A 13,695-nucleotide genomic window follows, 5' to 3' on the forward strand; every position below is an offset into this window, starting at 1 on the left:
CAGATGAAAACCGACTCCGTTTCCCCACGGCGGCGCCTCGGTCGCCGCTTCCTGATCGAGTGGATCGCGATCGGCTGCCTCGGGATCGCGGTGATCCTCGCGTGCGCGCTCGGCCGGCTGTCGTCGAGCGTCGACGGGCTGATCTACGACCGGCTGCTGATGCTGCGCAGCCTGCCGCTGTCGCCCGACATCGTCGTCGTCGACATCGACAACCAGAGCGTGTCCGCGCTCGGCCGCTGGCCGTGGCCGCGCAGCGTGCATGCGCGGCTGCTCGACACGCTGGCGCGTGCGCAGCCGGCCGCCGTCGTCTACGACGTGCTGTTTACCGAGCAGTCGCCCGAGGATCGCGCGTTCGCGGACGCGATGGCCCATGTGCCGACCTTCCTCGCCGTGCTGCTGAGCCCCGAGCAGGCGGACGGCACGCGCATCGTCGATCCGCCGGTGGCCGAGTTGGCAGCCCGCGCGACGGGGCTCGGCCACATCAATCTCGAAGTCGATCCCGACGGCATCGTGCGCAGCGTCGCGCTGTTCCAAAGCGACGGACGCGTGCGCTGGCCGCAACTGATGGTGCCCGTCTACCGCGCGATCGAGGGCGGCCGGCTGCATCCGGTCGGCGGGGCGCCCGGCGCGCATGCGCACGACCTGTCGCGCGACGTGACAGGCGAGGGCCGCTATCTGATCCCGTTCAGCCGCAGCACACCCGCGTATCCGACGCTGTCGTTCGACGACGTGCTCGAAGGGCGCGTGAAACCCGATGCGCTGCGCGGCAAGATCGTCGTCGTCGGCGTGACCGCTTCGGGCCTCTACGACCGCTTCGCGACACCGGTGTCGGGCGAGTTCGGCCCGCTTGCCGGCGTATACATCCATGCGAACGTGCTCGACATGCTGGCGACCGGCAGCGCGATCCTGCCCGTGTCTCGCGCTGGCCTGTTCGCCGCGTCGCTGCTGCCGCTCGCGGTGCTGCTGGCCGGTTTCCTGATGCTGTCGCCGTGGCGCGGCCTGCTGCTGACGCTGAGCCTGGCCGCGGCGGCCGTCGTCGCGAGCGTGGCATTGCTGTTCGAGGCGCGCGTGTGGCTGTCGCCCGCGCCCGCGATCTTCGGGCTGATCGCCGTGTACCCGATCTGGAACTGGCGGCGCCTCGAAATGACGATGTCGTACCTGCGCCGCGAGCTGCAGCGGCTGGCCGACGAGCCGCACCTGCTGCCCGAGGCGCCGCGTACGCGCAGCGTCGGCGGCGACGTGCTCGAACGTCAGATGGCGCTGATGGCGCAGGCCGCGCAGCGCGTGCAGGACATGAAGCGCTTCGTGTGGGACAGCCTCGACAGCATGCCGGAGCCGATCTTCGTCACCGACCTGGCCGGCACCGTGCTGATCGCGAACCATGCGGCGAAGCGCTACGGGTCGCGGCTCGCGCTGCCGTTGCCGGAAGGGCGGCCGCTGCGCGCCGCGCTCGGCGAGCTGACCTTCATGAAGACCGTCGACGGCAACGTCGAACACGACGTCGCGATCCGCGAACACTGGCCGGCCGCGCTCGACCCGACGCTCGAGGCCGAACACGACGCGATAGCGCGCGGCATCGAGGTGCGCGACCGCGACGGGCTCGACCATCTGTTGCGCTACGCGGCCTGTACGAACGCGCAGGGCCGCGTGACGGGCTGGATCGCCGGCCTCGTCGACGTGACCGAGCTGCATGCGGCCGAACGGCAGCGCGAGGAGGCGCTGCACCTGCTGTCGCACGACATGCGCTCGCCGCAGTCGTCGATCCTCGCGCTCGTCGAGATCGAGCGCGAACGCGTCGAGACCGACGCGACGCGCAGGCTGCTCGCGCGGATCGAGCGGTATGCGCATCGCGCGCTGTCGCTCGCCGACGAGTTCGTGCAACTGGCGCGCGCGGAGTCGCAGGCGTACCAGCTCGAGCCGACGAGCCTCGTCGACGTGCTGATCGACGCGAGCGACGAAGTCTGGCCGCAGGCGCAGGCGAAGCGCATCCGCATCGATACCGATGTCGGCACCGACATGTGCTGGACGCGCGCCGACCGCTCGCTGATCACGCGCGCGTTCGTCAACGTGCTGAACAACGCGGTCAAATACAGTCCGTCCGACACGGTGATCACGTGTACGCTGACGATCGAGCACGCATCGAAGCGGATGTTCTGTACGATTCGCGATCAGGGGTACGGCATCGCGCCGGAAGATCAGCGGCATCTGTTCGAGCGTTTCAAGCGGTTCCATGCCGGCGAGCGGCCCGAAATCTCGGGTTCCGGGCTCGGCATGGCATTCGTGAAGACGGTCGTCACGCGCCACGGCGGCAGCGTGACGGTCGACAGCGAAGTGGGTGTCGGCACCGCGGTGACGGTGTCGCTGCCCGCGATCGACGAGCCGTCCGCCTGACAGGGCCGGGCACGACGGCAGGCATTTGGGGGAAGTCATGAGAAAGGAATGGGCAGCGGCCGCATTGGCGGCGTCGCTGTTGACGGGTTGCGCCGGCGTCACGACCGGCGTGAGCGCGCTCGGGCAGCCGAATGTGTTCGCGTCCGGTGCGCACGGCTACGATATCGTCCGCACGGCCGCTCAGGCCGACGATGCCGAATACCGGCGGATCGAGACGCTGGTGCGCGACGAGCTCGCGCATCGCGGCTTCGACGCGCAAGCCGGCAAGGATGCGCGCTACCGGCTGTCGATCGCGTATGCGACGCAGCCGGCGTCGGTCGCGGCGACGGCCGACCAGTGCGGCGCCGCGAGCAGCGCGTGCGTGACCGTCGACGGGCCGGCGCCGTTCGCGCTGCCGTTCGCGGGCACGGTGTACCGCCACGTGCTGACGTTGCGTTTCGTCGACGCGACCTCGGGCGCGGACGTCTATCGCGTGTCGGCGTCGCTGCGCGATCGCGATGCGGGCACGCAGCAGGCCGCGCCCACGCTCGTGAGGAGCGCGCTCGCGAAGCTGCCGTTCGAGCAGGGTGACGGCTGGCTCGTGAAGACGAAAAAAGACGACGCGGGCGCAATGCCGGGCGTCGTCTCGGTGAAGCCGGCCGCGACGCGCTGACGCGCCGGCCGTGAGGTGAGGAAGGCGGGCCCGCCGGGAAGGCGAGGCCGGCCCGGGTCGCGTTCAGGCGGCCGGTTGCCCGTTGCCGCGCGTGCGCAGGTACGCGTCGAACTCGGTGCCGACTTCCGGGTGGCGCAGCGCGAATTCGACCGTCGCCTTCAGGTAGCCGAGCTTGCTGCCGCAGTCGTAGCGCGTGCCCTGGTACTTGTAGGCCAGCACTTGTTCGTCGGCGAGCAGCGCCTGGATCGCGTCGGTGAGCTGCAGCTCGCCGCCCGCGCCCGGCTTCAGCGCGCGCAGGTGTTCGAAGATGCGCGGCTTCAGGATGTAGCGGCCGACCACGCCGAGGTTCGACGGCGCGACTTCCGGCGCCGGCTTCTCGATGATCGCCGACATCTTGACAATCGACTCTTCCCATTCCTTGCCGTCGACGATCCCGTACGACTTCGTCTCCGACGGCGGAATCTCTTCCACGCCGATCACCGAGCTGTGATAGTGGTCGAACACGTCGACCATCTGCTTCATCACGGGCGGGTTGCCGTCGAGCAGGTCGTCGGCGAGGATCACCGCGAACGGGTTGTCCGCCACGAGCTTTTCCGCGCACAGCACCGCATGGCCGAGGCCGAGCGCTTCCGGCTGGCGCACGTAGAAGCAGTCGACGTGGCTCGGCTTGATGCTGCGCACGAGTTCGAGCAGCTTTTCCTTGCCGCGCGCCTCGAGTTCGGCCTCGACCTCGTACGACTTGTCGAAGTGGTCCTCGATCGCGCGCTTGCTGCGCCCGGTCACGAAGATCATCTCGGTGATGCCCGCGGCGATCGCTTCCTCGACCGCGTACTGGATCAGCGGCTTGTCGACGACCGGCAGCATTTCCTTCGGGCTCGCCTTCGTTGCAGGGAGGAACCGCGTGCCGAGACCGGCAACGGGGAATACCGCCTTGTTGACTTTCAACATGATCGAACCTTTATTCCTGTAATCGTCTTGTCAGACGGTCTATGTTCACGTTCCGATTATAGTGAACGCAAACGACCTTACCGTTTGTTACGCAGGCAACCGATCGAGCTGTGCACGCAGTTTTTCCAGCGTACTACCGAACTCCGCGACGCGCTTCTGCTCCTGTTCGACCACGGCCGGCGGCGCTTTCGCGACGAATGCCTCGTTGCCGAGCTTCGCGTTGCACTTCGCGATCTCGCCCGTCAGGCGCGCGATTTCCTTCGACAGGCGCTCGCGCTCGGCCGCGACGTCGATCTCCACCTTCAGTACCAGCTTGTTCGGGCCCACGATCGCGATCGGCGCACCGTGTGCTTGCCGGTCGAGTGTCGCTTCGTCGGCGAGGATCTGCACGTCCGACAGGCGCGCGAGGGCCTGGACGTACGGCGCGAACGAGCGCAGGCGCTCGGCGTCGCCGGCCGCGAGCAGCGGCACCTTGGTCGCCGGCGACAGGCTCATCTCGCCGCGCAGGTTGCGGCACGCGTCGACGATCGCCTTCAGGTCGGCCGCCCATTGCTCGGACGCCTCGTCGATCTTCTGCAGGTTCGCGACCGGATACGCCTGCGTCATCAGCGATGCCTCGCCCTCGGCCTTGCCTTGCGGATAACGGCCGGCGAGCGGCGCGACCTTCTGCCAGAGCGCTTCGGTGATGAACGGGATGATCGGGTGTGCGAGGCGCAGCACCGTCTCGAGCACGCGCAGCAGCGTGCGGCGCGTCGCGCGCTGCTGTTCCGGCGTGCCGTTCTGGATCTGCACCTTCGCGAGTTCGAGGTACCAGTCGCAGTACTCGTCCCACACGAACTTGTAGATGCTGGTCGCGATGTTGTCGAAGCGGTAATCGGCGAAGCCCTTCGCGATGTCGGCCTCGGTGCGCTGCAGCAGCGACACGATCCAGCGGTCGGCCGCCGAGAAGTCGAGGTAGCCGCCGGGGCCGCAGTCGCCCGCGCCGCACACTTCCTGCTTGTCGCTGCCGCAGTCGTGGCCTTCGCAGTTCATCAGCACGAAGCGCGTCGCGTTCCACAGCTTGTTGCAGAAGTTGCGATAGCCTTCGCAGCGCGCGAGATCGAAGTTCACGTTGCGGCCGAGCGTCGCCATCGACGCCATCGTGAAGCGCAGCGCGTCGGTGCCGAACGCGGCGATGCCGTCCGGGAATTCCTTGCGCGTCTTCTTCTCGATGGTCGCAGCCTGCTTCGGGTTCATCAGGCCCGTCGTGCGCTTCGCGACCAGCGTTTCGAGGTCGATGCCGTCGACGATGTCGATCGGGTCGAGCGTGTTGCCCTTGCTCTTCGACATCTTCTGGCCTTCCGCGTCGCGCACGAGGCCGTGCACGTACACGGTGTGGAACGGCACCTTGCCGGTGAAGTGCGTGGTCATCATCACCATCCGGGCGACCCAGAAGAAGATGATGTCGAAGCCCGTGACGAGCACCGACGACGGCAGGAAGTGCTGCAGTTCAGGCGTTTCGTTCGGCCAGCCGAGCGACGAGAACGGCACGAGCGCCGACGAGAACCACGTGTCGAGTACGTCCTCGTCGCGCTTGAGCGCGCCGGCATAGCCCTTCGCGGCGGCCTGCGCGCGCGCTTCTTCCTCGTTGCGCGCGACGAACACCTCGCCGTTCTCGCCGTACCACGCGGGAATCTGGTGACCCCACCACAGCTGGCGCGAGATGCACCAGTCCTGGATGTTCTCGAGCCACTGGTAGTAGGTGGTCGTCCAGTTTTCCGGCACGAACTTGATCTGGCCGTTGCGCACGACGTCGAGCGACGTTTCGGTGATCGACTTGCCCGGGTTGAACGTGCCTTCCGGCGCCGCCTTCGTCATCGCGACGAACCACTGGTCGGTCAGCATCGGCTCGATCACGACGCCCGTGCGGTCGCCGCGCGGCACCATCAGCTTGTGCGGCTTCACGGAGTCGAGGAAGCCCTGCGCGTCGAGGTCGGCGACGATCGCCTTGCGTGCGTCGAAGCGGTCGAGGCCGCGATACTGCTCGGGGCCGTTGTCGTTGATCTTCGCGTCGAGCGTCAGGATCTCGATCGGCGCGAGGTTGTGGCGCAGGCCGACCTGGTAGTCGTTGAAGTCGTGCGCGGGCGTGACCTTCACGACGCCCGTGCCGAACTCGCGGTCGACGTAGTCGTCGGCGATCACCGGGATCTCGCGGCCCGTCAGCGGCAGCGTGACCAGCTGGCCGATCAGGTGCGCGTAGCGCTCGTCTTCCGGGTGGACCATCAGCGCGACGTCGCCGAGCATCGTCTCGGGACGCGTCGTCGCGACGGTCAGCGAGCCCGAACCGTCGACGAGCGGGTAGCGGATGTGCCACAGGTGGCCGTTTTCCTCTTCGCTCGCGACTTCGAGATCCGACACCGCGGTGAGCAGCACCGGATCCCAGTTGACGAGGCGCTTGCCGCGGTAGATCAGGCCCTGTTCGAAGAGCGTGACGAACACGTCGCGCACGGCGGCCGACATCTTGTCATCCATCGTGAAATATTCACGCGACCAGTCGGTCGACGCGCCGAGGCGGCGCACTTGGCCGGTGATCGTCGAGCCGGACTGCTGCTTCCACTCCCACACGCGCTCGACGAACTTCTCGCGGCCGAGGTCATGGCGCGACACGCCCTGCGCATCGAGCTGGCGCTCGACGACGATCTGGGTCGCGATCCCGGCGTGGTCGGTGCCGGGCACCCACAGCGTGTTCTCGCCGAGCATCCGGTGGTAGCGCGCGAGGCCGTCCATGATCGTCTGGTTGAACGCGTGGCCCATGTGCAGCGTGCCGGTGACGTTCGGCGGCGGCAGCTGGATCGCGAAATCGGGGCGCGCCGGGTCGAAGGCCGGGGCGGCATAGCCGCGTTTTTCCCACTCCGGCCCCCATTGGGACTCGATGGTGTGGGGTTCGAAACTCTTCGCAAGCGTGCTGTCGCTCATGGTTGGAAATCTGCCGAAAAATGCGTGAATTGGATGCCGAATCCGGCAATTATAAATGGATGCACATCGGCCAGCCATTGCAGGGCCGCGCCGGCCCGTCGCGACGCGCTCGCGGCGCGGCGGCAGCGCGAGGCCGAACGGATCGGAAACAGCATCGCGCGGCCGACTTATAATGGCGGGTCCGCATTTTTCTCGCACGCCCGCTGCCGCTCCATGCCCGATCTGCTCGCCAATCTGAACCCTGAACAATACGCCGCCGTCACGTTGCCGAACGAACCGGCGCTGATCCTCGCGGGGGCGGGCAGCGGCAAGACCCGCGTGCTGATCACCCGCATCGCGTGGCTGATCCAGCAGGGCTATGCGTCCCCGCCCACCGTGCTGGCCGTCACCTTCACGAACAAGGCCGCGCGCGAGATGATGGCGCGCTTGTCCGCGATGATGCCGATCGACACGCGCGGGATGTGGATCGGCACGTTCCACGGGCTGTGCAACCGGATGCTGCGCACCCACTGGCGCGACGCGGGCCTGCCGCAGACTTTCCAGATCCTCGACACGGCCGATCAATTGTCCGCGATCAAGCGGCTGATGAAGGCGGCGAACGTCGACGACGAGAAGTACCCGCCGAAGAATGTCCAGTACTTCATCAACAACGCGAAGGAGCAGGGGCTGCGTCCCGACAAGGTCGACGCGACCGACAACTTCAACCGCAAGTTCGTCGAGCTGTACCAGGCGTACGACCAGCAGTGCCAGCGCGAGGGCGTCGTCGACTTCCCCGAGCTGCTGCTGCGCTGCTACGAGCTGCTCGCGTACAACGCGCCGCTGCGCGCGCACTACCAGACACGCTTCAGGCACATCCTCGTCGACGAGTTCCAGGACACCAACAAGCTGCAGTACGCATGGCTCAAGATGCTCGCGGGCGGCGAGAACGCGATTTTCGCGGTCGGCGACGACGACCAGTCGATCTACGCGTTCCGCGGCGCGAACGTCGGCAACATGCGCGACTTCGAAGACGAATTCCGCGTGCGCAACCTGATCAAGCTCGAGCAGAACTATCGGTCGCACGGCAACATCCTCGACGCGGCGAACCAGCTGATCTCGAACAACGCGCACCGCCTCGGCAAGAACCTGCGCACCGACGCCGGCCACGGCGAGCCCGTGCGCGTGTACGAGGCGAGCACCGATGCGCAGGAAGCCGGGTGGATCGTCGAGGAGATCCGCTCGCTGATCAACACCGGGATGTCGCGCAGCGAAGTCGCGGTCCTGTATCGCAGCAACGCGCAATCGCGCGCGATCGAGCACACGCTGATGACCTCGGGCATCCCGTATCGCGTGTACGGCGGCCTGCGCTTCTTCGAGCGCCAGGAAGTGAAGCATGCGCTTGCGTACCTGCGCCTGATCGACAACCCGAACGACGACACCGCGTTCGTACGCGTCGTGAACTTCCCGACGCGCGGGATCGGCGCGCGCTCCATCGAGCAGCTCGCGGATGCCGCGCGCCTGTACGACTGCTCGATGGCCGCCGCGATTCCGTACGTGACCGGCAAGGCCGGCACGAGCCTCGGCGGGTTCGCGACGCTGATCGCGAAGATGCGCGCCGAGACGCAGCAGATGAGCCTGCCCGAGACGGTCGAGTACGTCGTGCGCGCGAGCGGCCTCGCCGATTTCTACCAGGGCGAGCGCGAAGGCCAGGATCGCCTCGAGAACTTGCAGGAACTCGTGAACGCGGCCACGGCGTTCGTCAGCGAGGAAGGCTACGGGCTCGACGCGCCGGCCCGCTCGATCCCGCTGCGCGCGGGTGCGATCGCGGCGCCGGAGCTCGGCGTGGACGCGAACGATCCGTCGGTCGACGTGCTGGATCCGGCGCCGCTCGACGACCCCGCCCAGAACCCCGACACGATGACGCCGCTCGCGGGCTTCCTGTCGCACGCATCGCTCGAAGCCGGCGATAACCAGGCGCAGGCCGGCCAGGACGCCGTGCAGCTGATGACGGTGCACGCGGCGAAGGGTCTCGAATTCTCGGCCGTGTTCATCACCGGCCTCGAGGAAGGGCTGTTCCCGCACGAGAACAGCGTGCTCGAATCGGACGGCCTCGAGGAAGAGCGCCGGCTGATGTATGTCGCGATCACGCGCGCGAAGGAGCGGCTCTACCTGTCGTTCGCGCAGAGCCGGATGCTGCACGGCCAGACGCGCTACAACGTGCGCTCGCGCTTCTTCGACGAATTGCCGGAGCACGTGCTGAAGTGGCTGACGCCGAAGGTCGAGGCGGGCTCGCGCTGGGGCGGGCGCTCGGACAACGCCGGCTGGGGGCGCGACTGGTTCTCGCGGCCGGGCGGCGGCAATCGCGAGCAGGTCGTCGACGCGGCGGTTTCCGCGCCGCTGCCGGCGTTCGCGAACAAGCAGCGCGCGGCCGACACCGGCTTTCGCGTCGGCCAGCAGGTGTTTCATACCAAGTTCGGCGAGGGCACCGTCACCGCGCTCGAAGGCAACGGCGCCGATGCGAAGGCGCAGGTGAAGTTCAAGCGGCACGGCGAGAAGTGGCTCGCGCTGACGGTCGCGAAACTGCAGGCGGTGGAATGATGAGCATCGACATCGTTGAAACGGTTTCGACGCGCCCGCTCGGCATTCTGGCCGCGCTGCCCGAGGAGCTCGGCGGCCTGATCGCCGCGATGCGCGCCGAGGGCGTGATGAAGACGATCACGCTCGGCCGCCGCGATTACCACCTCGGCACCGTGCACGGCGCGGCCTGCGTCGTCACGCTCGCGCGGGTCGGCAAGGTCGCGGCCGCCGCGACGGTCAGTGCGCTGATCCATGTGTTCGGCGTGTCCGGCGTCGTGTTCACTGGTGTCGCCGGCGGCGTGTCGCGCACGGTGCGCGTCGGCGACGTCGTCGTCGCCGATACGCTGCTGCAGCACGACCTCGATGCGTCGCCGCTGTTTCCGCGCTACGAGGTGCCGCTGCTCGGCATCACGCGGTTCGCGACCGACCTGGAACTGACGGCCCGCCTGAAGGCCGCATGCACGCTGTTCGTCGCCGAGGAGGGCGCGCAGTTCGCCGAGCGTTTCGGGCTGGCCGGCGCGTCGTTGCACGGCGGGCTGATCATCAGCGGCGACCGCTTCGTGTCGAGCGAGCGCGAGGTCGTCGCGCTGCGCGACGCGCTGCCCGACGCGCTTGCGGTCGAGATGGAAGGCGCGGCGATCGCGCAGGTGTGCGCCGAACACGACGTGCCGTTCGCCCTCGTGCGCACGATCTCCGATACGGCCGACGACCACGCGACGCAGTCGTTCTCGCACTTCCTGTCGGCGATCGCGAGCAGTTATTCGTCCGGCATCCTCAAGCGTTTCCTGACGCTGCATGCGACGACGGCGGCCTGAAGCCGCCGTCGTCGTTTCCGTTCAAACCGGTCGACCGGCCGCGGCACGCATGCCGCGGCCGGCTCGTCACGCCTTCTTGCGGCGAGCGCTTTCGAGGTTCGGCAGGAACACCGTCAGCACGCCGATCAATGGCAGGAACGAACACACCTTGTAGACGAACGTGATGCTCGTCGCGTCCGCGAGCTGGCCGAGCACGGCGGCGCCCACGCCGCCCAGGCCGAACGCGAAGCCGAAGAACAGGCCCGCGACCATCCCGACCTTGCCGGGCATCAATTCCGTCGCATAGACGAGGATCGCGGCGAACGCCGACGCCAGCACGATGCCGATGATCACGCTCAGCACGCTCGTCCAGAACAGGTTCGCGTACGGCAGCAGCAGCGTGAACGGCGCGACACCGAGGATCGACACCCAGATCACGTACTTGCGGCCGATCCGGTCGCCGACCGGCCCGCCGATCAGCGTGCCGGCCGCGACGGCCGCGAGGAACACGAACAGGTGGATCTGCGCGGCCTGCACCGACAGGTGGAACTTGTCGATCAGATAGAACGTGAAATAGCTGTTGATGCTCGCGAGGTAGAAGTACTTCGAGAACACCAGCAGCACCAGCACGCCGATCGCGGCGAGCACGCGACGCGGCGACAGCGTCGGATGGCCGGCAGCCGCGGCCTTCTTCTTCATCGACGGATGCTTCTTGTACCAGTGGCCGATCTGCGTGAGCACGACCATCGCGACGAGCGCAGCCGCCGAGAACCACGCGATGCTGTGCTGGCCGTGCGGGATGATCACCAGCGCGGCGAGCAGCGGCCCGAGCGCCGAGCCGGCGTTGCCGCCGACCTGGAACAGCGACTGCGCGAGCCCGTGCTGGCCCCCCGACGCCATCCGCGCGACCCGCGACGATTCCGGATGGAACACCGACGAGCCGCAGCCGACCAGGGCCGCCGCCACCAGCAGCGTCGGGAAGTTCTGCGCGGCCGACATCAGCAGCAGCCCCGCGAGCGTGAAGCCCATCCCGACCGGCAGCGAATAGGGCTTCGGCCGCTTGTCCGTATAGAGCCCGATGAGCGGCTGCAGCAGCGACGCGGTGATCTGGTAGGTCAGCGTGATCAGGCCGATCTGCGCGAACGACAGCGCGAACTGGCTCTTGAGCATCGGATAGATCGCGAGGATCAACGACTGGATCATGTCGTTGAGCATGTGCGAGAAGCTGATCGCGCCGAGCACCGGGTAGACGGTGCGCGGGGCGGGTGGAGCAGACGGCTGGGCTGCGGCGGCGTTGCCGGCACCCGTATCGAGGCTGGTTTCCATGTGAGCTGAGCGAGTTGAGGTGACGGGACGCGCTCTGATGGGGATCGGCGCGTTCGAATCGTTGTTGCGTCAAAGAAGTGTAATGTGGCGTATCGAGAATGTCCGGCCAACTTTTGTCGCGATTCGGACATTGCTGAACCGACCCGGACCGGCCGATCGGCCATTGCGCCCTTTTTTGGCCGGGTATAACGCAGGCAGCGCGTGCGCCGCGAGCGCGGGAGCGCCGGGTTCGGCTCGGTGTTTGTCCCGACTCAAGGAACGGCGGTGGCGGCCGTAGAAGGACGCAACGGCAACCGAGGCGCGCCACGCCCGGCACCGGCCACGAGCCGGGCCGGCATCACGGTGACCGCCGGACCCGACCTGTCCGGCGGTGGGATCAATACGGGGTATATCGATGAAAGCAGCATCATTGCATCCGCGGCCGGGTGCGGCCACTAGCGCATCCGGTGCAGCCGTCAGGCCCGCCGCCGCACGACGTCCGCGGGCAGCCCGGCGCGAGCGCCGGCCCTGGACGGTCAAGGCGACGTTGCGCGCGGCGTTCGCGATCCTGCTGGCCGGCACGCTCGCGATCGGCGTGTTTTCGCTGTGGCAGATCAGCCGGCTGAACGCGTCGATTGCATCGGTCTACGAGCAGGGGCACGTCGCGAGCCGCGCGGCGGAGGAAGTGCGCGCCGAGGTGCTGCGTGCGAGCCGCGCGCAGAAGATGCTGCTGACCGCGACCACCGCGAAGGAGCGCGACGACCTGGGCGCCGAGGTCCGCGCCGGGCTCGCGTCGATCGGCCAGGCGCTCGCGACGCTGCAGCGTTACGCGGATCCGGCCGATGCGGACGATTCCGCGCGACTGCGCGCGTTCTCGATGGCGGTCGGCACGTGGAGCGGCCATCTGCGCGATTTCGTCGCGCTCGTGCAGGCGCAGCCGCTCGACCTGTCGCAGATGAACTGGCAGGTCGGCACGCAGGACGTGTCGCTGCTGGTCGAGACCGGCAAGCTCGAGAAGTTGGTCGCGATGCTCGTGAAGACGCGCGGCGCGAAGTCGAAGGCGACGCTCGATGCGTCCGCAACGATCTTCTCGTCGTCGTTCGCGATGATCGCGGCGATGACGGCCGCGCTGTTCGTGCTGGCGATCGTGATCGCCGAACGGGTGGTGCGCCGCCTCGCGTCGCAGCTCGGCGGCGAGCCCGCAGCTGCGAAGGCGATCGCCGCCGATATCGCGCGCGGCGACCTCACGCGGCCGATCCCGCTCGCCCGCCACGACCGCGACAGCATGGTGCGCGCGCTGTCCGACATGCAGACCGGGCTCGCGGCGACCGTCGGCGAGATCGCCGTGAGCGCCGAGGCGATCGCGGCCGCATCCGGCGAGATCTCGACCGGCAATCTCGACCTGTCGCGGCGCACCGAGCAGCAGGCCGTCGCGCTCGAGCGCACCGCGGCCAGCATGGAGGAGCTCACGTCGACCGTGCGGCAGAACGCCGAAAACGCGCGGCAGGCGAGCGCGCTCGCCGCCAATGCATCGGCCGTCGCGGAGGCCGGCGGCGAAGTCGTCGGGCGCGTGGTCGCGACGATGAGCGAGATCGACGACAGCGCGAAGAACATCCGCGACATCATCGGCACGATCGAGGGCATCGCGTTCCAGACCAACATCCTCGCGTTGAACGCGGCGGTCGAGGCGGCGCGCGCGGGCGAGCAGGGGCGCGGCTTCTCGGTGGTCGCGGGCGAGGTGCGGCTGCTCGCGCAGCGCGCGGCGAGCGCGGCGAAGGAGATCCGTGGGCTGATCGGCGCGTCGGTCGAGCGCGTCGCGAACGGCGCGGCGCTCGCGCACGATGCGGGCCGCACGATGGACGACGTGGTGCGGGCGGTCAAGCGCGTGACCGACATCATCGGCGAAATCTCCGCGGCGTCGGACGAGCAGAGCGCCGGGATCGACGAGATCGGCCGCGCGGTCATGCAGATGGATGCCGGCACCCAGCAGAACGCGGCGCTCGTCGAACAGGCGGCCGCCGCGGCGAATGCGCTCGACGAGCAGGCTCAGGCGCTCAAGTCGCTGGTCGGGCGCTTTCGCATCGCGGCGTAAGC

9 protein-coding genes are annotated in these 13,695 nt (G+C 68.1%); 5 read left to right on the top strand and 4 right to left on the bottom strand.

Annotated elements, in window-relative coordinates; translation table 11 throughout:
• Positions 1-3: 3 nt before the first annotated feature.
• Positions 4-2,391 (top strand): CHASE2 domain-containing protein, encoded by a 2,388-nt coding sequence (locus SB786_RS29565; protein ID WP_410730548.1) that lies wholly within the window; start codon positions 4-6, stop codon positions 2,389-2,391.
• Between the two features lie 37 nt (positions 2,392-2,428).
• On the top strand, positions 2,429-3,043 hold the full coding sequence (locus tag SB786_RS29570; RefSeq protein ID WP_410730549.1) for a DUF4136 domain-containing protein: 615 nt from the start codon (positions 2,429-2,431) through the stop codon (positions 3,041-3,043).
• A gap of 63 nt (positions 3,044-3,106) precedes the next feature.
• Here the strand turns inward: SB786_RS29570 and galU are convergent, their stop codons facing one another.
• The 3 genes from galU to SB786_RS29585 all read right to left on the bottom strand — a co-directional run bounded on the left by galU (position 3,107) and on the right by SB786_RS29585 (position 7,101).
• Positions 3,107-3,991 (bottom strand): UTP--glucose-1-phosphate uridylyltransferase GalU, encoded by an 885-nt coding sequence (gene galU, locus SB786_RS29575; protein WP_410730550.1) that lies wholly within the window; start codon positions 3,989-3,991, stop codon positions 3,107-3,109.
• An 87-nt stretch (positions 3,992-4,078) separates the two neighbouring features.
• On the bottom strand, positions 4,079-6,946 hold the full coding sequence (locus SB786_RS29580; RefSeq protein ID WP_410730551.1) for a valine--tRNA ligase: 2,868 nt from the start codon (positions 6,944-6,946) through the stop codon (positions 4,079-4,081).
• Positions 6,943-7,101 carry a hypothetical protein gene (locus SB786_RS29585; RefSeq protein WP_410730552.1) on the bottom strand — a complete coding sequence of 53 codons (159 nt, stop codon included), beginning with the start codon at positions 7,099-7,101 and terminating at the stop codon, positions 6,943-6,945. Before SB786_RS29585 ends, SB786_RS29580 begins: the two co-directional genes overlap by 4 nt.
• 58 nt (positions 7,102-7,159) lie before the next feature.
• Between SB786_RS29585 and SB786_RS29590 the strand changes: the two genes are divergently transcribed.
• Both SB786_RS29590 and SB786_RS29595 read left to right on the top strand, forming a co-directional pair.
• Positions 7,160-9,523 (top strand): UvrD-helicase domain-containing protein, encoded by a 2,364-nt coding sequence (locus SB786_RS29590; protein ID WP_410730553.1) that lies wholly within the window; start codon positions 7,160-7,162, stop codon positions 9,521-9,523.
• Complete coding sequence (locus tag SB786_RS29595; protein ID WP_006759817.1) at positions 9,520-10,317, top strand: 5'-methylthioadenosine/adenosylhomocysteine nucleosidase; 798 nt, start codon at positions 9,520-9,522, stop codon at positions 10,315-10,317. The genes SB786_RS29590 and SB786_RS29595 overlap by 4 nt, the downstream gene beginning before the upstream one ends.
• 66 nt (positions 10,318-10,383) lie before the next feature.
• Here the strand turns inward: SB786_RS29595 and SB786_RS29600 are convergent, their stop codons facing one another.
• Complete coding sequence (locus SB786_RS29600; RefSeq protein ID WP_410730554.1) at positions 10,384-11,622, bottom strand: MFS transporter; 1,239 nt, start codon at positions 11,620-11,622, stop codon at positions 10,384-10,386.
• Positions 11,623-12,016: 394 nt separating this feature from the next.
• On the opposite strand from SB786_RS29600, the gene SB786_RS29605 reads away from it, so the two are divergent.
• Positions 12,017-13,693 carry a methyl-accepting chemotaxis protein gene (locus SB786_RS29605; RefSeq protein WP_410730555.1) on the top strand — a complete coding sequence of 559 codons (1,677 nt, stop codon included), beginning with the start codon at positions 12,017-12,019 and terminating at the stop codon, positions 13,691-13,693.
• Positions 13,694-13,695: the final 2 nt, after the last annotated feature.

Source organism: Burkholderia sp. SIMBA_062 (genome assembly GCF_046534765.1).
Classification (GTDB): Bacteria; Pseudomonadota; Gammaproteobacteria; order Burkholderiales; family Burkholderiaceae; genus Burkholderia; species Burkholderia ambifaria.